At 34.2% G+C, this 20,114-nt stretch carries 18 protein-coding genes and 3 tRNA genes; 11 read left to right on the plus strand and 10 right to left on the minus strand.

Going from position 1 to position 20,114, the window contains the following annotated elements; translation table 11 throughout:
* Nucleotides 1–2: 2 nt before the first annotated feature.
* The 3 genes from AC6H33_RS05425 to AC6H33_RS05435 are packed head-to-tail and all read left to right on the plus strand — an operon-like array spanning nucleotide 3 to nucleotide 5,074.
* On the plus strand, nucleotides 3–992 hold the full coding sequence (locus AC6H33_RS05425) for an ATP-binding protein (RefSeq protein WP_497605940.1): 990 nt from the start codon (nucleotides 3–5) through the stop codon (nucleotides 990–992).
* Nucleotides 989–4,066, plus strand: coding sequence for a type I restriction endonuclease subunit R (locus AC6H33_RS05430; protein ID WP_497605941.1), 3,078 nt, complete (start codon nucleotides 989–991; stop codon nucleotides 4,064–4,066). The genes AC6H33_RS05425 and AC6H33_RS05430 overlap by 4 nt, the downstream gene beginning before the upstream one ends.
* Nucleotides 4,067–5,074 (plus strand): PIN domain-containing protein, encoded by a 1,008-nt coding sequence (locus AC6H33_RS05435; protein WP_497605942.1) that lies wholly within the window; start codon nucleotides 4,067–4,069, stop codon nucleotides 5,072–5,074. It abuts the gene before it with no gap.
* Between the two features lie 133 nt (nucleotides 5,075–5,207).
* Here the strand turns inward: AC6H33_RS05435 and AC6H33_RS05440 are convergent, their stop codons facing one another.
* From AC6H33_RS05440 to AC6H33_RS05455, 4 genes are all read right to left on the minus strand, one after another.
* A complete protein-coding gene (locus AC6H33_RS05440) occupies nucleotides 5,208–5,885 on the minus strand; it encodes a DNA/RNA non-specific endonuclease (RefSeq protein ID WP_497605943.1) in 678 nt (225 codons plus the stop codon).
* Between the two features lie 144 nt (nucleotides 5,886–6,029).
* A tRNA-Met gene (locus tag AC6H33_RS05445) sits at nucleotides 6,030–6,106 on the minus strand.
* A 35-nt stretch (nucleotides 6,107–6,141) separates the two neighbouring features.
* Nucleotides 6,142–6,216, minus strand: a tRNA-Gln gene (locus tag AC6H33_RS05450).
* 18 nt (nucleotides 6,217–6,234) lie between these two features.
* Nucleotides 6,235–6,311 (minus strand) — tRNA-Met (locus tag AC6H33_RS05455).
* Nucleotides 6,312–6,467: 156 nt separating this feature from the next.
* Between AC6H33_RS05455 and AC6H33_RS05460 the strand changes: the two genes are divergently transcribed.
* Together AC6H33_RS05460 and AC6H33_RS05465 are read left to right on the plus strand one after the other, a co-directional pair.
* Nucleotides 6,468–7,496: a bifunctional 3,4-dihydroxy-2-butanone 4-phosphate synthase/GTP cyclohydrolase II gene (locus tag AC6H33_RS05460; protein ID WP_497605944.1), complete on the plus strand. Its 1,029-nt coding sequence runs from the start codon at nucleotides 6,468–6,470 to the stop codon at nucleotides 7,494–7,496.
* A 90-nt stretch (nucleotides 7,497–7,586) separates the two neighbouring features.
* Entirely contained in the window at nucleotides 7,587–8,450 is an 864-nt protein-coding gene (locus tag AC6H33_RS05465) for an FAD:protein FMN transferase (RefSeq protein WP_497605945.1), read from the plus strand.
* Here the strand turns inward: AC6H33_RS05465 and AC6H33_RS05470 are convergent.
* From AC6H33_RS05470 to AC6H33_RS05485, 4 genes are all read right to left on the minus strand, one after another.
* Entirely contained in the window at nucleotides 8,430–8,870 is a 441-nt protein-coding gene (locus tag AC6H33_RS05470; protein ID WP_497605946.1) for an Aq_1264-related membrane protein, read from the minus strand. The two genes, AC6H33_RS05465 and AC6H33_RS05470, sit on opposite strands and share 21 nt — an antisense overlap.
* Nucleotides 8,854–9,327 carry an Aq_1264-related membrane protein gene (locus AC6H33_RS05475; RefSeq protein ID WP_497605947.1) on the minus strand — a complete coding sequence of 158 codons (474 nt, stop codon included), beginning with the start codon at nucleotides 9,325–9,327 and terminating at the stop codon, nucleotides 8,854–8,856. The genes AC6H33_RS05470 and AC6H33_RS05475 overlap by 17 nt, the downstream gene beginning before the upstream one ends.
* Nucleotides 9,324–9,827: an FMN-binding protein gene (locus AC6H33_RS05480; protein WP_497605948.1), complete on the minus strand. Its 504-nt coding sequence runs from the start codon at nucleotides 9,825–9,827 to the stop codon at nucleotides 9,324–9,326. The genes AC6H33_RS05475 and AC6H33_RS05480 overlap by 4 nt, the downstream gene beginning before the upstream one ends.
* Nucleotides 9,828–9,917: 90 nt before the next feature.
* Nucleotides 9,918–11,150 (minus strand): porin, encoded by a 1,233-nt coding sequence (locus AC6H33_RS05485; RefSeq protein WP_497605949.1) that lies wholly within the window; start codon nucleotides 11,148–11,150, stop codon nucleotides 9,918–9,920.
* 162 nt (nucleotides 11,151–11,312) lie between these two features.
* Between AC6H33_RS05485 and AC6H33_RS05490 the strand changes: the two genes are divergently transcribed.
* The 6 genes from AC6H33_RS05490 (at nucleotide 11,313) to AC6H33_RS05515 (ending at nucleotide 17,720) form a co-directional block, all read left to right on the plus strand.
* Nucleotides 11,313–12,032: a DUF695 domain-containing protein gene (locus tag AC6H33_RS05490; protein WP_497605950.1), complete on the plus strand. Its 720-nt coding sequence runs from the start codon at nucleotides 11,313–11,315 to the stop codon at nucleotides 12,030–12,032.
* Nucleotides 12,033–12,042: 10 nt separating this feature from the next.
* On the plus strand, nucleotides 12,043–13,848 hold the full coding sequence (locus AC6H33_RS05495; RefSeq protein ID WP_497605951.1) for an MFS transporter: 1,806 nt from the start codon (nucleotides 12,043–12,045) through the stop codon (nucleotides 13,846–13,848).
* A gap of 103 nt (nucleotides 13,849–13,951) precedes the next feature.
* Nucleotides 13,952–15,136, plus strand: coding sequence for a saccharopine dehydrogenase family protein (locus AC6H33_RS05500; RefSeq protein WP_497605952.1), 1,185 nt, complete (start codon nucleotides 13,952–13,954; stop codon nucleotides 15,134–15,136).
* Nucleotides 15,137–15,991: an HDOD domain-containing protein gene (locus AC6H33_RS05505; protein WP_497605953.1), complete on the plus strand. Its 855-nt coding sequence runs from the start codon at nucleotides 15,137–15,139 to the stop codon at nucleotides 15,989–15,991.
* Between the two features lie 13 nt (nucleotides 15,992–16,004).
* Nucleotides 16,005–17,153, plus strand: coding sequence for a carboxynorspermidine decarboxylase (nspC, locus tag AC6H33_RS05510; RefSeq protein ID WP_497605954.1), 1,149 nt, complete (start codon nucleotides 16,005–16,007; stop codon nucleotides 17,151–17,153).
* 12 nt (nucleotides 17,154–17,165) lie between these two features.
* Nucleotides 17,166–17,720, plus strand: coding sequence for a class I SAM-dependent methyltransferase (locus AC6H33_RS05515; RefSeq protein WP_497605955.1), 555 nt, complete (start codon nucleotides 17,166–17,168; stop codon nucleotides 17,718–17,720).
* A 6-nt stretch (nucleotides 17,721–17,726) separates the two neighbouring features.
* Here AC6H33_RS05515 and AC6H33_RS05520 read toward each other — a convergent pair whose 3' ends face one another.
* Nucleotides 17,727–19,319: a methyl-accepting chemotaxis protein gene (locus AC6H33_RS05520; RefSeq protein WP_497605956.1), complete on the minus strand. Its 1,593-nt coding sequence runs from the start codon at nucleotides 19,317–19,319 to the stop codon at nucleotides 17,727–17,729.
* Between the two features lie 56 nt (nucleotides 19,320–19,375).
* On the minus strand, nucleotides 19,376–20,002 hold the full coding sequence (gene recO / locus AC6H33_RS05525; protein ID WP_497605957.1) for a recombination protein RecO: 627 nt from the start codon (nucleotides 20,000–20,002) through the stop codon (nucleotides 19,376–19,378).
* Between the last annotated feature and the right edge of the window lie 112 nt (nucleotides 20,003–20,114).

Here is a 20,114-nt window from a genome sequence, read left to right on the forward strand (position 1 = left end):
ATATGACACGAGACCAATTCCAAGAAGTTATTCTAGTTAAAGATGATGGGCGAATGAAACATCGTGAAAGTAAAAAGTTGGAATTTAAAATAAACTTTAACTTTGGCTCAATGAATGAATATTCCAAGACCTTTGCCGCTTTTGCTAACAGCGCAGGAGGAATTGTTGTCTTTGGGGTTCAAGATAAACCTAGAAATCCTATAGGAATGGCAAACAATAATTTTTTAGATATTGACCCAGAACATATCACCAATTATCTTAATGAACATTTCTCACCTGAAATAGAATGGGAAATGTTTGACTATGAGATAGAAGACCTAAAGTTTGGAGCTATTTTAATAGGTGAATCTAGACATAAACCTATTGTTTGTAAGAAAGAAACAAAAGGACAAAAGGCTAGAGAAAGTGATATTTTCTATCGTTATAGTGGAAGAAGTGAACGAGTTAAATTCCCAGAATTACAGAATATGTTGAATGAGAATAAAGAAATAGAGCGAAAAAAATGGATGGAACATATTCAAAATATTGCTAGAATTGGTCCAGAAAATATTATGCTAATGGATATCATGAGAGGGGAAATACCTAATGAAAATAATACAAAGATTATTGTCGATAAAGAGCTTCTGAAAGAAATTAAGTTTATTCAAGAGGGTAAGTTTGTTGAAAGAGATGGTGCGCCTGCATTAAAACTAATTGGTTCAGTTGAAGGAGTTGAGGCAGTAGCTCCTAATTTCAATCTCTACGATGATTTCTATTCTACAAAAGAATTAGCAAATAAATTAGGGGTTTTAACAGATAAAGGTGGCACATCTAATATGACAGCTATCATTTGGAAATTTAATATACAAAATGAAGCTAAGTATTATCAACACAAGGGACAACAAAAACTATACAGTAAGCTAGCATATGAATTTCTAGCATCTAAAAAATTAGAAAGAGAAGAGATAGAAGAAATCAGTAAAGAATATTATGCTTCAAGGGGAAGTCAATGATAAACGAAGACCAAGTAGAGCAACTCGCCATAGAGTGGTTTAAAGAGTTAGGGTATGATTATCTCTTAGGCTACGAGATAGCCCCAGATAGTAATGACCCACAAAGAGCCAACTATCAAGAGGTACTTTTATCTCATAGACTCCAAACAACTCTAACGAAACTAAACCCAACGCTTCCAGCAACTGCCATAGATGAAGCTATCCATCTACTAAAGAAACCACAACATGCAACCCTTATTCAAAACAACAGAGCTTTTCATCAGATGCTACTTCAAGGTATATCTGTAGAAATTAAGAATGGTGATGAAGCTAAAGGTGAGGTAGTAAAGCTTATAGACTTTCATGATGTAAATGCAAATGATTTTTTGGTAGTAAACCAATACACCATTAAAGGCACTAAAGGCAACAGAAGACCTGATATAGTCGTATTTATAAATGGAATTCCTATTTCTATATTGGAACTCAAAAATCCAGCAGATACCAATGCAGATATTTTCAAAGCGTACAATCAGCTACAGACCTACAAGGATGAGATAGAAGACCTATTCGTCTATAATGAAGCTCTTGTCATTAGTGATGGAATTAACGCTAGAATTGGTTCACTCACAGCTACGGATGAACGGTACATGTACTGGCGAACCATCAAAGATGAGAATGATAAACCACTGCTCGAGTATGAGCTAGATACGCTCATAAAAGGATTCTTTGATAAGGAACATATACTAGACTACATTCAAAGCTTCGTTCTTTTTGAGGATGATGGCAAGAACATTATTAAAAAGATTGCAGGGTATCATCAGTTTCATGCAGTGCGAGAAGCTATCCGCTCTGTTATAGAAGCATCAACTGGCGGAAGCAAAAGAGGTGGTGTCGTTTGGCATACGCAAGGGAGCGGAAAGTCTATCAGTATGGCTTGTTTTGCAGGTAAACTCACGAAACAACCAGAGATGAAAAACCCAACTCTACTGATAGTTACAGATAGGAATGATTTAGACGGTCAGCTCTATGCTACATTTTCCAGTGCTAAGATGCTGCTAGGTCAAGAACCAATCCAAGTAGACAGTGTGAGTGAACTGCGGGAGATACTAAAAGACAAACCATCTGGAGGGATTATCTTTACTACAATTCAGAAGTTCGCACTCCAAAAAGATGAAAGTAGGTTTCCAATTCTTAGCGATAGAGATAACATAGTGGTCATAGCTGATGAAGCGCACAGAAGCCAGTATGGATTTGATGCCATGCTAGATAATGAGACAGGTCAGTTTAAATATGGCTACGCTCAACACCTCAGAGATGCCGTGCCTAATGCTACATTTATAGGCTTTACTGGAACACCTATTGAGAGTGCTGATAAAGATACAAGAAGTGTATTTGGCGATTATATTAGTATCTACGACATCGAGGACGCTGTAAAAGACGGTGCTACTGTTCCAATTTATTATGAGAGCAGACTTGCTAAACTAGATCTAGATGCAGAAGTACTCAAAGAGATAGATGCAGATGTCGGCGAGCTAGTAGAAGATGAAGAGTTAAATGACAAAGAGAAATTCAAAAGCAAGTGGAGCGCATTAGAAAAGCTGGTTGGCTCTGAGCCAAGGATACAACAGATAGCAAAAGACTTAGTGGAGCACTTTGAAGACAGAGTTGCCACGATAGATGGCAAAGGTATGATAGTTGCCATGAGTAGACAGATAGCAGTTGATTTGTATGATGCTATAGTTGCTCTAAGACCACAGTGGCATGATGAAGACCAAACCAAAGGTGCTATTAAAATCATTATGACTGGTTCAGCTAGTGATGATGCAAAGTTACAGAAACATATCTACTCTAAACAGACAAAAAAAGATTTAGAAAGAAGAATCAAAGACCCAGACGATGAGCTAAAGCTGGTTATTGTCAGAGATATGTGGCTTACTGGATTTGATGCACCAAGTCTTCACACTATGTACATTGATAAGCCCATGAGGTCACATAATCTCATGCAAGCGATAGCGAGAGTCAATCGTGTATTTAAAGGTAAGAATGGCGGACTTGTAGTTGATTATATCGGCATCGCCAATGAACTCAAAGCTGCACTTAAAACATACACTGGAGCTAATGGCAAAGGTAGCGGAACTGTAGATGTAGGCGAAGCGTTTGCTGAGATGTTAAAGAGACTGGACATTGTAAGCAACATGTATCATGGATTTGATTATGGGGAATATCCAACCAAAGCTCACATGCTACTAGCTCCAGCAGCTAACCATATCCTTGGACTTAAAGATGGTAAAAAAAGATATTTGGATGAAGTGCTCTCCCTTACCAAAGCTTTTAGTTTATGTGGAACTTTGGATGAAGCCAAAGAGCATAAAGAAGAGATAGCATTCTTTCAAGCTGTGAAGGCTGTAATACAAAAAGTTGGAGTAGTAGCAGGTAAGAAAAAAGACACCAATGGAGCCATTAAGCAAATCATAGATAATGCTCTAATTTCTGAAGGTGTGGAAGATATATTTTCTCTCGTTGGATTAGAGAAGCCAAATATTGGAATACTCTCTGATGAGTTCTTGGAAGATATTGCTCACATGAAGCACAAGAATCTTGCTGTAGAACTGCTAGAAAAACTACTGAGTGACCAGATAAAAGCTCAAAATAGAACCAATGTTGTTCAAGAGAAAAAGTTCAGCGATAGGCTCAAAGCTACGCTAAGCCAGTATCATAATCGTGCAATAGAAACAGCCAAGGTTATAGAAGAGCTTATACAGATGGCAAAAGATATTGCTGAGGCTGCAAAGCATGGAGCAGACTTAGGACTCAATTTTGACGAACTAGCTTTTTATGATGCACTTGCTGAGAATGAATCGGCACTTCGAGAGATGGGTGATGATATACTCAAGCAGATAGCGCAAGAGCTTACAACTAAACTCAGAAGTAGCGTAAGCGTTGACTGGCAAAGAAGAGAGTCTGTAAGAGCTAAGATGAGAAATATTATCAGAATGATACTCAAGAGATTTAAGTATCCACCGGATAAGACGGCAGAAGCTATGGACTTGGTTATGAAGCAAGCTGAAGTGCTTAGTGATGAGTGGAGTAGGTAAATGAATTATCTTATGCTTGATACCTGCGTATTATTAGACATATCAACAAACAGAAAAGATTTGCCTATTGTATCGGCTCTTGAGGAATTAACACAATCAGGAGCAATAAAACTTCTAGTTACAGATCTTGTTATTGCTGAATTTAATAGAAATAAAGAAGATGTAGCTGATAAAACTAGAAAGCGGTTAACCCAAGAATTTAAAATAGTAAAAAATATAGTAAGTGAATTCGGTGGGGAGCAGAAGCAACAGGCGGTAGAAGTATTAAATGAAGTCAATATGAAATTGCCTCTTTTATCCGAAGCTAATTATGCAACAATATCCAGAGTTGAAAAACTTATTGAAGATTCTATGCAAATAGAAGTGACAGATAAAGTTAAAATAGCTGCAGCAAATAGGGCTATAAGTAAAAGAGCACCATTTCATATAAGTAAAAATTCTATGGCAGATGCTGTAATTATTGAACAATTTTCAGAGTTTATGCTAGAAAAACAGTCAGAAAATAATTCTTTCTTTTTTATTACACATAATCATAATGATTTTTCAGATAAAGATCATCGCTTACCACATGAAGATTTTAATGAGATATTCCAAGAGCCCAATGTATTTTATTTTAATAATACTCAATCAGTTATTAATTTAATAGATTCTGAGATATTAGAGGATATAGAATTTGAAGAGAATTATATGGATGAGACTCGTGGACTTCAAGAGATATTGTTATCTATGGATGAATTGGTAGATAAAGTTTGGTATAACAGACATTGCTACAGAAGTTATCAAATTGAAAATGGTGAAATTCGTATGGTTCCAAAAGGCACAAAAAAATATGGAAATGATGTGATACATGAGGATATATGGGAGGGTGCTTTGAAATCAGCTAAGAGAGTTGAAGAAAAATATGAAGACACTGGTCCTTGGAGTGATTTTGAATGGGGTATGATTAATGGTAAATTATCAGCTCTTCGCTGGGTTTTAGGTGAAGAATGGGATGAACTATATACATAGTGATATGAAATTTTATGGGAAAAAAATATGCAAGCATTTAAACCAAAAACATTAACAATAGCAGAGCTATTTGGTAATCAGGATAGTTTATATAAGATACCAAGGTATTAGAACCATATAGATGGGAAGGTAATCAAGTCGAGCAGCTTTTGGGATGATATTTATTCTGCATATAAAGTATGGTAGTGCATAAACTATCACAATCAACCAGATGATTTTTTAGCTTATCTTCTTTAACATTAGTAGTAGTATTATTTTCATAATAGAAGCACTTTTTATAATTTTTATCATCATTATAAATCATCTTCCAAAAAGCATCAGGAACAGCTATCTGGTTATTACCTATTTTGAGTGGATTTAAGCTATATACAACGCCATTTAAGACACTAACACTACCAAGTGATACTGCTACACTTCTTTCAAGTTCCTCAGCTTTAATCCAAGTTTTACGATTAACATTTGGTGCTTGAGGAATGATATTTGCCATCGTATAAGTTTTAACAACTACCTTTTCATCATAATCAAATGAAGCATCATTAGCTAAATGACCTCTATCATAGCCTGAGTTAGTGTAATCTTTATTATGACTTCTGTATTGGTTAGGTAAATTTTTTTCTGTATAGAACTTTGAACGCTTCTTGATATTAACTGAATTTACTAAAGTTCCATCTAAACTATAAGATACATATTTAGCACCTTTGGCTTCGTAGTCATAGCAAATTGTAAAGACTTGTTTATCTATGATTTGAGAGCAGTTTTGTTTATTTATGTATTGACTTAGGTCTGTTGCTTGTAGTAGTGTAGCAAGCATGAATATGGTTGATAATGTTATTTTTTTTATAAAAGTATTATATCGAAGGATGTGATGCTTTTTGTTTAGGTGGGGAGTAGGTGGGAAAAATATTTTATTGCTAAAACTTAAAGTTAGTATGATTTATAATAAAAAGTAATGATTTGGTTGCGGAAATAGGATTTGAACCTATGACCTTTGGGTTATGAGCCCAACGAGCTACCGAACTGCTCTATTCCGCGACATACCTAAAAATAGGGGGTTTAGTTAAAAAGGGTGGATGGGGATATAGGATTCGAACCTATGAATATCGGCACCAAAAGCCGAGGCCTTACCACTTGGCGAATCCCCATCATTTAAAGTAGAAAATTGGTTGCGGAAATAGGATTTGAACCTATGACCTTCGGGTTATGAGCCCGACGAGCTACCGAACTGCTCTATTCCGCGTCATTACAAACAAAGATAATTCGTTTGTTGGAGTGGAATTATAGGCAAATAAGATGGCTTTGTCAAGAAAATCGGTATTAAATCTTAAAAAATCGTTTGAACTAAATTTAATCAACATTTATATATAATCTGCGCAATTAAAATAAAGAAGTATATATGACACCTACGCAAAGAGTATTGGAAGCTATTGAAGAGATTAAACGAGGGCGAATGGTCATCATGATTGATGATGAAGATAGAGAAAATGAGGGTGATTTAGTTTATGCTTCAGCATTTTCTACTCCTGCGCATGTAAACTTTATGGCTACACATGCAAGAGGACTTATTTGTGTTGCGATAAATAGATCTATTGCAACAAGACTTGCATTAAACCCGATGGTAAGCTCAAATACATCTTCTTATGAGACAGCTTTTACAGTTTCTGTTGATGCGAAAAATGCGCTCACTGGTATATCTGCTGGAGAGAGAGACGATACTATTAAGATTTTAGCAAATCCTATTAGTAATGCTGATGAGCTTGTAAAACCTGGGCATATATTTCCTCTTATAGCAAAAGATGGTGGCACACTTGTTAGAACTGGACATACAGAGGGCTCTGTTGATTTGTGCCGTTTGGCTGGGCTTAGTGAGTCAGCTGTTATATGTGAGATAATCAAAGAAGATGGCACGATGGCTCGTCGTGATGACCTTGATATCTTTGGGGAGAAACACAATCTTAAGACAATTTTTATATCCGATATAGTTGAGTATCGTCTTGCTAATGAGAGACTTGTAAATGAGATAAATGTTGAAGAGTTAGAATTTTTTGATACAAAAGTTAAAAAGCACACTTTTGTAGATCATGACAAGATAGAACATACGGCTATTGTTTTTCATAAGATTACATCAATAGCAAATGTAAGAGTACACAATGTTATACCAGATATAGAACTTCTACTAAATCAGAAAAAATATCATAACCTTATCTCTTCAATAGAGTATTTAAAGCAAAACAGCGGTGTTCTCATCTTTATAAACAAGCCTACGCATAACGATAATGCTGCGATGAAAGAGTTTGGGATAGGAGCTCAGATACTAAAATCTTTTGGTATTTCAAAGATGAATCTATTATCTTCTTTAAGTCATACTGATTTTGTAGGGCTTAGCGGATTTGCACTAGAGATAAATGAAATCATAGATATTTAGTCTATCTTTTAAATTTTGAAACTTCTTTTTTTACTCTTATCTATGTTTTGGCTCCTAGAAGCCAAAACAACCTCTCGCGTACAAGTAATTATGTCAACTTTCGTCACTATTAAAGTCGATGAAAAAAACGAAAAATATATCAATGATGGTTTTTTGATTATGAAAAACGTTGAGATGTCACTCTCTTCATACAACAAAGATGCAAAACTTTTTCAACTAAATAAAAACCTATATGTAGCTTTAGATAGTTATCTCTATGAAGCGCTATCTCTAAGCAAAGAGTATTACAAAAAGAGTGATGGGTATTTTGATGTAACCATAGGCTCTATTACAAAAGAGTTATATAGGTTTGGTGAGGATGAGAGAGTAGCCACAGTTTCAGAGTTAAAGAGCGCTAAAGTTGATTTTAATGCTCTTAGATTTAATGAAAGGGAAGCTTCTATAAAAGAGGGGATGAAAGTGGATTTGGGCGGCATGGGAAAAGGTTTTGGTGTCCAAAAAGTAGCAGACTATTTTAAAAAGATGCAAATATATGATGCGATAATCTCTGCAAGTGGAGATATAAGATGTTTATCTACGTGCAAGATAGAGGTTCAAAATCCATTTGATGAAGAGTTGATTTTGTTCTCATTTGAGACGCTTGGAGATGATGTTGGCATATCAACCAGCGGAAACTATAACAGATATGTCGCCTCAAAAGAGAATAACCATCTAATAAATCCAAAAGCTAAAAAACCACAAGTGCTTTTTACCTCCATAACGCTAATAGGCTCAATCTCTAGCGCATCTTTGGATGCTTATGCCACCGCTGCCTCTGTTATGCCAATAAGCAAAGCGTATGAGTTTTTAGATACTCTTGGCATTGCTTATATCATTGTGCAGAGTGATAAAGAGATAGTAATTAGTAAAAATATAGCTTCACACGTAAAAAATTTATCTAATTTTTCTAAATAGAAGCCATAATGTAAATAACGTTAGAGATAAAAAAGTAAAAAAAGATAGGATTTTTATATATGCAAAAAAACTCCATCCGCTAATAATCATAAACGGTGTAAAAATCTCTAGCAAAGCAGTGATAAAAGTGACATAAATGAGTATCAAAAAAACTCTTCTGCTCTTTAAATCTGTAAATACTAAAAAGTGTAAAAGAACCATCGCAAAGAGTCCAAATACAAATATGTGTGGCAGAACTATCTTTAAAATTCCAGCGGCACTTTGTGCTGGAATAAATTTATCTTCATTACCAATATAGTAATCTAAAACAGAGTTGTAACTAAACCCAATTTTGTGCTCAAAGAGCATTACCGCACTCAAAATAAGAAGCAGAGAAAATAGTATGTAGTAGAAAATAGAGAGTTTATACGCTTGTTGCATTAAGTTTCCAAAGAGCATATAAAATCATATATAAAGCAATAGCGTGCCAGAAAAAATATGCTATGACATATATATATGTAAAAAAGTTTGATAGATAAAAAGCAAGAGGAAGTGAGATGAGTGAAGTAATGGCACTGAGCATTAGTGCATTTGTTAAAATGGCTCTGCTTCTGTTTGCAACTCTTATAAAAATTGAGCTAAGAGTTAGTAAAATCATCATTATAAAGAAAATCTGAGTGTGCCAAAACTCTAAAAATGAGGCTTCATTCATGGCATCTATATATAACTCTTCATTTCCCTTAAGCGTTGTATTTACCGCTTCAAATGTGATTCCAAAGCCTGATTTTAAAACAAGAACATCAGAGATAAGATAAAGCAGTATAAATAGAAGAAAACCTCTAAGAATGAGGCTCATTGAACTGTTTTTTTGAATGTTTTTTACAACAGTAAATTTCAATTTTTGCCTTTAAGCATCTCTTTATAGATAGCGAGAGCTTTTTTGGAACCATCTATTATGTTTTTTGCACTCATTGTTGCCCCTGTTGTATTTGGCACATCGCCTGTGCTACTAAGCTGTAAAACCCACTTTTTTGATGGTAAATACTCCATAGGCTCATTAAAAGCTACAATCTCAATACTTTTTAAAGTTGATTCGTCGGAAATAATATATAAAACGACAGCATTTTTAGAGCGTACTTTTTCATTTATAAGAATCCCATAGCCTAGAGTAGTACTATTTTTTGTAGCTTTAAATACTTTAACAATGTTGGTAGATAATTTTGTTTTTGATTCTTGTTGTATTTTTTGTGCTTGAGCATTTGTAAGCAATAAATTTTCTTCACTAATTGTTGCTTCGGGTCCATAATTTTCCTGCATAGCTTCTGCTGGAAGTATAAGTAGTTTGGCACTTAAAGGAAGTGCCAAAAATATGAGAAAAAAAAGTGAAATATGCTTCATGATGATGTCGTCCCTAATTTTCTTTGATTGTATAAAATAATTTTTTTTTTGTCAATGCGCTGTGTCAATAACAGCGCAAAATAAAATATTTTAAAATATAAAGCCCATAGAAAGACTAAAAGTATCTGAATCAATACTTCCCTGACTCTGCATCGCATAATCAGCTTTTAGAACAACCTGAGAATGAGGAAAATAGTTTATACCAAATGTTGTAGTTTTAATTGCATCTAATGAGCTGCCGTCTGTTAACGCATATGCTGGATTTACGCTCTCGTACTGTATAAAAACTGGAAGTTTATCTTCTGATGATATAAATGAAAACATGTCATAACTTAAATTTAAAAAGCCACCCTTAGCTTTTTTTTGAGAAAGAACACCTGCAAGTTCCAAAGCCTCTGAACGATTTGCTATGGAGTATGTACCATAACTTCTAAACGCCCCAATACTATAATCCGCATGAACATCAAAAATATTAATATCAGAATCTGAATAAGCAGAGGCACCTACCAATAATCCATTTACACCTGTATAGTCAATTCTTGCGACTACTCCTAGTCCAGGATTATTGTTTGTTAGAGAGCCACCTCTTGCATCTCTAAGCCAGTTTTTATCATTGTCTATTGATGAATCAAGTGAAGTTATTCCAGCAATTTTGTATTTAAAATCTTCAGCAATATCTCCATAGAGCATAATGCCGCTCTCATTCCATGTTGATGGAATCAAATATTTTGCAGTTAATGGTCTTTGTACGGTGTTGAAAAGTGTTGGTTCATGTCTTTCATTTATAAGACCCATTGGCATAAGCATATTTCCAACTCGTATATTTGCATTTTTATTTAATAGAAAATCAAGATACATAAATTCAACAATTACTTCTCCTCCCTCTGAAGTACCATTGTTGTTTTCAACACCACCGTGCTCAAACTCAAGCTCTGCATTTAAAATAATATTATCAGAAAACTTGTAACCTATATATGGAACAAATCTGTAAACATCTACCTTTGAAGAATTACCACTATCTGAATTAGTATGGGAATAATACATTTCTCCGTAACCACCAATACTAAGTGGAGATTTTGAATAATACACTTTTGATGCTGCAGCGCCCAACCCACTATGTGAAGCCTCAGTATCAACTGTTGTGTAGTTAAACCCTGTTTGAAGGTTGCTAGTTTCGTTTGTTAGAATCTTAGTCTGCTCACGAAGCTCTGCTATTTCTTGCTTTAACTCCAAAATATCTGAAGCGGTATCTGCAGAAAGTGTAGAGGATAATATCAGGGCTGCTGCCAAACTAAGCTGTGTTTTGTTTGTAAAAAATCTCATGTTTATTCCTTTGATGATTACGATAATTCATATCATAATTAATTTGAGAATTGTAATTAAAAATTCTTAATCTTACATTAAAACGATAATCATTATCGATAAAATTAATTTTTATTTTTTAATCTTGGCTATAATTAAATAAAAATAAAACCAAAGAGAAATATGAGAGAATTTTTTAATAGAGTAGAAGATGGCGTTTTAGTAAATATAGAAGCAGATATAGAGATAGAGTCGCAAAAAGAGATATATCCTTGGCTTTGCAGTATCTTTGTAAAGTTTGGAGAGATTAATAAAGAGTTTGATGGTTTTGAACTTTTTTTTGAGACAAAAGAGGCTCTTATAGTTGCTCTTGAGTATGAAAATAGAGCGGTATATGCAGGTTCTAGAGTCAAGGATGATTGGAATGAGTTCTATTTTTATGCAAAAGATGCAAAAAAATTAGAACCAATTATCTCAAAAATGTTAAAAGAGAGCGGGTACAAATATGAAAGCAGTGTAGTAAAAGATGCAAAGTGGGATTTTTATCAGCATAATCTTTTCCCAAGTGAGCTAGAGTTTTGTCATATACAGAGCGATAAAATAATCTTTTTGCTTCAAGAAGAGGGCGATAATATTGACGCAAAAAGAGATGTAGAGCATTATGCCTCATTTGATACGGCTACTCAAAAAGATAGATTTGTTGCAAACGCTCTTCTTAGCGGATTTGAGTTTAAAGATGATGTTAGCAGTGAAGAGTTTGACCACGGAGTAGCACTTGTAAAAGAGCATACTATACAAAACGAAGAAGTAAGAAGTGTTGTTGAAGAGCTTTTTGAGTTGATAAAAAAAGAGCATGGATACTATGAAGGTTGGAGTACAACTTTGGCAGATGAAGAGAATTAAAAAGAGATAGATGTTTAAAATAGTTGGAGTTATAAATTATCTTTTAGTTGTTTTTTTAAATGCTTTTACAGATTTAGGGCATAAAATAATCATCCAAAATACTGTTTTTAAAACTTATGAAGGGTCAGAGCAGATAGTATTTACCGCTGTTGTAAATGCTCTTATTCTGCTTCCGTTTATCCTTGCTTTTTCTCCCTCTGGATTTTTAGCAGATAGATTTGCTAAAAATATCATCATGAAATTCTCATCACTCCTTGCTATTTTCATAACGCTTCTAATTACATATTCATACTATCAGGGCTGGTTTTTTACAGCATTTGCTATGACATTTTTACTGGCACTTCAAAGTGCAATATATGGACCTGCAAAATATGGATATATAAAAGAACTTGTTGGTGTTAAATATATAAGTGCTGGAAATGGAGCTATTCAGGCCACAACCACCGCCGCAATTTTGCTTGGAATACTATTTTATACAGTGTTGTTTGAGTTGCTTTTAGGGGATAAATTTTCCACTAAAGAGGATATCTTGCATATTATCGCACCGCTTGGATGGCTTTTAGTTCTTGGCTCTGTTGTTGAGTATATTTTGGCTTCAAAATTACCAAACAAAATGATAGAAACAACCAAGAGAGAGTTTGACTTTAAGAGATATTTTAGAGGTGAATATCTCAAGAAAAACATGATAATGATAATGAGAAAAAAAGAGATTTTTGATGCGATTATAGCTCTTAGTCTTTTTTGGTCTATCTCTCAAGTAGTTTTAGCGATTTTTGGAGAGTACGCAAAGAGTAAGCTCGGTATTACAAATGCTATAACTGTTCAAGGAATCATGGCATTAGCCGTTTTAGGTATCATTTTTGGCTCTATAATAGCTTCGAAATTATCAAAATATTATGTAAATATGGGCTTGTCTGCTCTTAGCGCTTTAGGTATAACGGTGGTGCTTTTTTTTATTCCGCATACGGTATCTATAGCTATTTTAGGCTTAGAATTTATCCTTTTTGGACTCTTTAGCGGAGTTTTGATAGTACCATTAAATGCAAAGATACAACTCTTATCTTCAAACACCCATTTAGGCACAATTCTGGCTGGAAATAATTTTATACAAACTGTTTTTATGTTTGCTTTTTTAATGTTGACAACACTCTTTGCATATTATGGAGTTGATGCAACATCTCTCTTCTATTTTATGATGATAGTTGGAGTTTATCTCAGTGTGAAACTCTTTAAAAGATACCTTGTTATGGGCTTTTGGGCATTTTTTGAACTTCTTTTTAGGATTAGATATAAATTTAACTATGTAGGAGTTCAAAATACGGAGTGTAGCGGTGCAATCATGTTTGTTGGAAATCATGTAAGCTGGATTGATTGGTTTATATTACAACTCCCAATAGAGAGACGAATTAGCTATATAATAGACAAAGATATATATAAACATAAGCTCTTAAATTGGGCTTTTAGATTGGCACAGCTTATCCCAGTATCACAAAGAGCGTCAAAAAATTCATTTCTTGAAACCTCAATGAAATTAAAAAATGGTAAAATAATAGCTATATTTCCAGAGGGCGAAATATCTAGAAGTTCTGACGTGTCAAAATTTTATAGAGGTTATGAGTTTATAGATAGAAATGGAAGCGCGATTGTTCCGTTTTATATAGATGGTGTTTTTGGTAGTATTTTTGCAAGACACAAAGGTGATGCGAAAAGATGCTTTTTGAAAAAAAGAGAGATAACTCTCTATTTTGGAGAACCAATAACAAAAGATATAACCCCAGAAGAGCTTAGAGAAAAAGTTATAAATTTAAAATGTTAATTAATCTGACGCTTTATGCGTCAAGCTTTAGTGCCATAGCGGTTAGCGTAGTCAGTCGGGACGAGTTCTGATTGACGTGATATTAGTAAAAAAGGATATAGATTTGAGAACAACATTGATAATTGGTGCAGGTGGAGTAAGTCGTGTAGTTGTATATAAATGTGTACAAAATGCGGATGTTTTTGGCAAAATAGTTTTGGCAAGTAGAACACTTAAAAAGTGTCAAGACATAAAAGATGAGTTGCCAAACGCAGATATTGAGGTAGCTTCAGTAGATGCTGATAGTACAGAAGAAGTTATAAAACTTATAAACTCATGTAAGCCAAGCATTGTTATAAATGTTGCTCTTCCATACCAAGATTTAACTATTATGGATGCTTGTATCGCTACTAAAACACCATATTTAGATACTGCAAATTACGAACATCCAGATGAGGCTAAGTTTGAGTATAAACTTCAATGGGCAAGAGATGAGAAGTTTAAAGAAGCTGGAATCATGGGACTTTTGGGAAGCGGATTTGACCCAGGGGCAACAAACGTATTTTGTGCTTATGCTCAAAAACACTACTTTGATGAGATTCATACTATTGATATTTTGGACTGTAATGCAGGGGATCACGGGTACGCTTTTGCAACGAACTTTAATCCAGAAATAAACCTAAGAGAAGTTAGCGCAAATGGCAGATATTGGGAAAATGGAGAGTGGATAGAGACAAAGCCTCTTGAAATTATGCAGGTTTGGGATTATCCTGAAGTTGGTCCAAAGGATAGTTATCTTCTCTACCATGAAGAGATGGAATCCCTTGTTCAAAATATAAAAGGTCTAAAGAGAATCAGATTTTTTATGACATTTGGACAGAGTTATATAAAACATATGGAAGTTCTTCAAAATGTCGGAATGTTAGGAATCGAGCCCGTTGAGCATAAAGGGATGATGATAACTCCTATTGAGTTCTTAAAGACACTTCTGCCAGACCCTGCATCTCTTGGTGCTCGTACAAAAGGTAAAACAAATATAGGTATTGTTGCAGAGGGCTTAAAAGATGGCAAAAAGAGAAAAATCTATATCTACCAAGTAAAAGAGCATGAAGATTGCTTTGCTGAGACAAACTCACAAGGTGTATCATACACAACAGGCGTTCCCGCTATGATTGGTGCAAAACTTATGTTGAAGGGTGTCTGGAGCGGGGTTGGCGTGTTCAATATGGAACAGATGAATCCAGACCCGTTTATGGATGAGATGAACATAAGTGGACTGCCTTGGCAAGTTAAAGAGCTAGAAATTTAGATGACTTTTAAGCATATAATATCAGATATTGAGTCTCTGCCTCCACTCTCAAACACACCGTTTATGATACAGCAGATATACAACTGTGGCTCTCAAAATATTGATATTATAAGACTTGTAAAAGTGATAGAAGATGATGCGGCATTAACCGCAAATATCTTAAAGATGATTAATGCGCCAGTATATAAATTTTCAAGAAAAATAGCTTCAGTCGCACAAGCGGTGACCCTCTTTGGTACGGATGAAGTTTATGGTTTGGTTTTAAAGTATGCAATAGCAGAACAACTCAAAGCTGATACTGAGATATTTGGAGTAGATAATAAAAAATTTAATGATATTTGTCATCTTCAAAGTACGCTTATGATGCAGTGGTATTCGAAAGTCGATGTAAGACATGCCCAATTTATGGCTCCATTGGCACTTATTATGGAGACTGGAAAGCTTGTCCTCTCAAAAGAGGTAATGAAGAGTAGTTATATAAAACAGTTTTCAAATGGATACAAAAAGACAAAAAATGTTGCTGAATTTGAGCATAGTTTGCTTGGAACTACAACTTACTATCTAACGGCAACACTCTTTGAGTATTGGAAGCTAGAGCCTCTTTATGTTGAAATCTTAAAAGGCCTTGATTTTGAAACAGATCCAAGCCCAAAAGTAAAATCATATATTGACTCACTTGATGCAGTCAGAGTGGCTATAAATACAAAACATATTTTGACGCCAGATTCTATTGAAGAGGCGTGTGAAATAGTTGATAACATGGGACTAGATAGAGAACACTTTAAAAAGATTGCGCTTAGAATCAAAGAAAAATATAATCAAATTTTAGTAAATAGACTTATAAAAAAAACATAAAAAGTGTAGAGATATGAAAAAAATAGAAGAGTTAAAAACACCATATTACATGTGTGATGAGTCCCTTTTAAGAAACAACTTAAAAATACTAAATTATGTGCAACAAGAGAGTGGGGCTAAAGTTATTTTGGCGCTTAAAGGCTTTGCAATGTGGAGTACCTTTCCTCTTGTAAAACAGTACTTAAAAGGTTGCACATCGAGCGGACTACATGAAGCACTTTTAGCTAGAGAAGAGTTTGCACAAGATGATAAAAATCTTGAAGTTCATACGTACTCTCCAGCTTTCAAAGATGAAGAGATAGATGAGATAGCTAAAATATCTGACCATATAGTATTTAACTCGCCATCTCAACTCTTTAAATACTCAAAGCGAGTCAAGGAGATAAATCCTAAAATCAGCCTATCACTTAGAATAAATCCAGAGCAGTCATCATCTCCAAAAGATATATACAATCCTTGTGGAATCTATAGCCGACTTGGGACAACTTTGGCAAATTTTGATGAGAGAGTTTTAGAGCATATCGATGGGCTTAACTTCCATGCACTTTGTGAGCAAGATGTTGATGCCTTAGAAGATGTTTTAGTAGCTTTTGAAGAGAAGTTTTCTAAATATTTTAAAGGTATGAAATATATAAACTTTGGCGGTGGACACCACATAACAAAAAAAGGTTATGACGTAGAGAAGCTTATAAATTTAATAAAAAATTTTAGAGCCAAATATGGTGTCGATGTCTATTTGGAACCTGGGGAAGCAGTTGGGTGGCAAACAGGAGTTTTAGTAAGCACTGTTTTGGATATTGTTCACAACGGCATGGATATAGCTATTTTAGACACTTCAGCAGAGGCTCACATGCCAGATACTTTAGCAATGCCATATCGAGCTATGGTTAGAGGAAGCGGTGAGGCTGGAGAGAAAAAATATAGATACCGTTTTGGTGGAAATACCTGTTTAGCAGGAGATATTATGGGTGATTACTCTTTTGATGAGCCGTTGCAAGTAGGCGATAAAGTTATATTTGAAGATCAAATTCATTACACTTTTGTAAAAAACACGACATTCAACGGTATAAAGTTACCCTCATTGGTTATACTAAGAGAGGATAAAACTCTTGATGTTATCAAAGAGTTTGGATATCAAGATTATAGAAATAGACTATCATAAAAGGAAAAATATATGCAAGAAGATAAAGCTAGATGGAACGAGAGATATTTAGAAAATCCTATGCCTCAGAGTGTATCTCCACTACTTGAGCAATATATTGAACATGCAAAAGTTGGACAAGCGATAGATGTGGCATGTGGAACAGGCAGGAACACACATTATTTAGCTGATAAAGGTTTTAATGTTGACGCTGTTGATATATCTGATTATGCTCTTAAAGCTGTAAAAAACAGTTCAATGATAAAAAAGATAGATACTGATTTAGATAAATACAATTTAACCCCAAACAAATATGATTTGATTGTAAATGTAAACTATCTAAACCGCCGTCTTGTTTCTCAAATGAAAGATTCACTCAAGAGTGGTGGATTGTTAGTGTTTGAGACGTTTATAGTGGCTCATGGTGACTTTAATATGCCAACAACTAACCTTGATTATCTTCTTAGAAAAAATGAGCTATTGCACTCGTTTATAGGGCTTGATGTAATTTATTATGAAGAGAAGATTGATACTAATCTAAGAGGCGAGAGAACTAAAGTTGCATCGCTTGTAGCTAAAAAGGCTTAAGGCCTCTTAGCTTTTAAACTCGTTTATTCTTGATTCAAGAGAGTTTGCAACTTCTAAGAGACGTTTTGACTCTTCTGTAATATCTATAACTCTCTCTTTGTTTAATGATGAGTGATTACTTATCTCATTGATTTTTTTAATTATCTCATCTGTATGTTTTACTATTATCTCAGAGTCTTGTACTGAACGTTTTGCAACATCTAGAGAGTTTTTCATCTCATAAGATGTATCATTAATCTTTTCTTCCACATCTTGAGATATATTTGTAAGCTTTTCCATCCCTTTTGCATTTTCATGCATCTTATCACTAACATCATTGATTGATTGAACAATTGTGCTCACACTTATCTCTATCTCTGAGAGCGACTTTTGAGTTCTCTCTGCAAGTTTACGTACTTCATCAGCGACAACGGCAAACCCTCTGCCATGCTCACCAGCACGAGCTGCTTCAATGGCAGCATTAAGAGCTAAAAGATTAGTCTGCTCAGCTATATCTTTAATTACAAGTAAAACGCTCTTAACTTGATCAGCATCTTGTTTTAAACCAAGTAATTTAAGAGATAAGTCATTTTCTATCTCTATAAACGTATCTACTTCATGTACTAGTTCACTAAGTGCCTCTCTTGAAGACTCCAGATTTTTATCTGCTTTTGCAACCTTTTCCTGAGTCTCTCTAGCAACTAATATAGAGTTATCTAAGATTTCTTTGATAGATTTGCTTTTATGTGTAGTCTCTAAAACGATAGCACTTTCTTCTTGTATAGTTGTAAATATGGAAGATGAAGATTTTGTTATTTTGTCTGCAATAGATACATTTTGATGACCTAAATTTTTAACTTCATTTACAGTCTCTTGAACAGTTTTAACAAAATCATTTACGGCATAAGCAGAAGCCGCAAACTCATTTTTGCGTAAAACTTCAATACGTCTAGTTAAATCTCTATCACCATCAACAAGCTCTCTTATTCTTTTTCTTAGCTCATCAATTGGGGCGATTACCTCTTTTTTAAAAAAAGTATTTATAATTAGTATAAATATAAGAAAAACGGTACTAAGCGTTATAAGCAAAATATTTTTTGTGCCTTCAATATCTTTATCATTTGCGTCAAGAGATACTACAAGATTCATAACCCCAAGAACATCTCCCTCATTTGCATTTGCATGACATGCAATACAGTTTTGTTCTGCTATCATAGGGCTTAATAGCTGTATAGTGTGGTGAGAGTCACTTGCCTTTTCAATAGTTTTTGGCTTTTTAGTAGTTAAAACCTCTTTTACCATCATATCATTTGTAAATGTTTCATTCTCTGAAGAATAAAGCTCAAGAGTTAGCTCTGATTTTGAAACATCGAGCGACTCAATTCCATGAATTTTTTTTGCTTGTTGTATAGTATTTTGAACAACTTTTGGGTCTCCTGCTAACATACTTTGCGTAACAGTCTGAAATATTGATTGGCTTAGCATATCAAGAGACTTATTTGCAGTTTTGTTTGAAAAGTCATTGAAGGTGTAAGATATATATGCATACATCAAGCCAACAGAGAGTGCGCCAAAGAGTAAGATAGTGATTAGAATACGAGATTTAATAGTAGATAACATTTAATAACTCCATATTTAAATTATAGAATTTTAGTTTAACATAACAATATTTTTATTTAGCTTAAAAGCCCTTCTAAAAGTGTATGCCATAGCATATCAACATCATTATCACTTAAAAAAAGAGCAGAGTGATTCTCAAAAAGTTCATTTATTGCGCTTTTCTTTATTGCGTGTGTATGAGCACAGCTTTTGTGTGTTGGTAAATAAGCACGTAGCAGTGAAATTTCATCCTCGTCAATATGTCCAGAACATAAAAAACACTCAAACTCTTTATGTAGCCTACCTTCATGTTCAAGTAATTTTACATATGACTCAATTGCTACTCTCTTTGGGTTTTGTCTGTTCCAGTTTTGTGAAGCATTTTCTAACAGCTCAAAATAGAATGAGTCAAGTTGCTCAGCATCTTTTAAGTGCTTATAAAAAAGAGCGCAAAAATCTTGCCAAAGTTTTAGCAGTTTATAATCATTTATCCATTTAAAGCCTATATGAATAACATCTTTTAATCTATGTATTGTTGCTTTAGAAGATGGCTCTTTTTCATAGTCTATTTTAAAGCCCATATTTATTACGCCATGTCTAGCGCCATAGAATCTATAAAGAGTATCTAAGCTCTCTCTTGATAAGATTGTGACAATAAGATTTTCATCTTTGACCCTATTTAACGCTAGAATAAACCCCTGCATAGTTTCGCTTCTTTTTTACTCAAATTTATATTTTTATCAAAAAATCATTCTGTTATTATAATTTTTTAAACCTTTAGATTGTATAATGCAACTCTTATCTCTAAATAGAACA

It is taken from the genome of Sulfurimonas limnophila (assembly GCF_059705345.1).